This window comes from Confluentibacter citreus, from assembly GCF_002807055.1.
GTDB classification, from domain to species: Bacteria; Bacteroidota; Bacteroidia; order Flavobacteriales; family Flavobacteriaceae; genus Confluentibacter; species Confluentibacter citreus.
The window spans coordinates 1-1247 of the sequence record NZ_NIXN01000029.1 but is presented as its reverse complement, the minus strand read 5'-3'; the positions used below and the strand labels follow the sequence as shown (position 1 = coordinate 1247).

The 1247-nt window shown below is 48.4% G+C and carries 1 protein-coding gene; it reads left to right on the top strand.

The genetic code is table 11. The annotated features are described in order from the left end of the window. A partial coding sequence (locus tag CDH49_RS15485; protein ID WP_157805353.1) for a T9SS type B sorting domain-containing protein occupies nt 1–1247 on the top strand: 1247 nt, incomplete at both ends.

Below are 1247 nucleotides of genomic sequence, written 5' to 3'. Positions count from 1 at the left end.
GCCCAAAACAGTCCGGGCGTATTTACGGGGCTTACAGTGGGAACGTACCAGGTAGAGGTGGAGAGCGGCGATTGTTTGACGACATCGGCAACCATTACGATAACTGAACCTGCGGCACCATTGACTGCCAATTTCTTTCCAACGGATCCCACTTGTTTTGGAAGTGGCGATGGCATGCTGGATATCGTTGCCTCGGGAGGAACAGGTATTATTAAATATGCCATCTCTCCGCAAATGGACCAGTTTTTTGAAACTTCCGTATTTGAAGACCTGTATCCAGGAACTTACCAAGCCATAGCGCAAGATGAATTGGGTTGCTATATACTTTTTAATTTTACTATTACTGACCCAGAACCTGTACAAATTGTATTGGTTCCAGGTTCTATACAGCCAGAATTATGTGAAGGTGATTTAGATGGTGCTTTTAGTGTAGTAATCTCAGGAGGCAGTATGCCTTATAGCGTAGCCCTAGACGATAGGAACGGTTCGTATGTTACAGGAACTCTGGCTCAGACCCAATTTGACTTTGCTGGATTAAGTGGCGGAGACCACACCGTATATGTTATTGATGGTGCAGGTTGTGAGTCGGAAATAGTTATATCATTCCCAGAGTCGGTCAGCTTCGAGCCATTGGCCATAGTGGAGTATGGTTGTGATAACAATATACCGAGCAATACCGTAACGGTAACTACTACAGGTAATGCTGATGTGGCCGATTTGACCTATTCCCTTGACGGCGGGCCCTATCAGTCAAGCAATGTGTTTGTAAATGTCCCATCGGGATTGGGGCACTACATTGATGTAAGGCATACCAATGGCTGTACCCAAAGGACACCGGGGTTTGATATTGAACAGTATGACCCACTGGCGCTGGCATTGGCCGATGGCGGGCTGAACGAGATCGTTGCCGTTACCACGGGCGGATCGGGGGCATATCAATACACCTTGAACGGAGAGGATTACGGAAGCACCAACACGTTCCTGATCTACAGGTCTGGGGACTATACGGTCACGGTAACCGATAGCTATGGCTGTATGGCAACGGCAACACGGTACTTTGAATATATAGACGTGTGCATACCAAACTATTTCACGCCCGCTACCGAGGGCTGGGGACCGGGATGCGCTACCCAATACGGCAATTTGACGGTCGATATCTTTGATAGGTACGGCCGTAAGATAGCGACGCTCCGTGTGGGGGATTTATGGGACGGCAATTATAATGGAAAGGAGCTGCCATCGGGCGA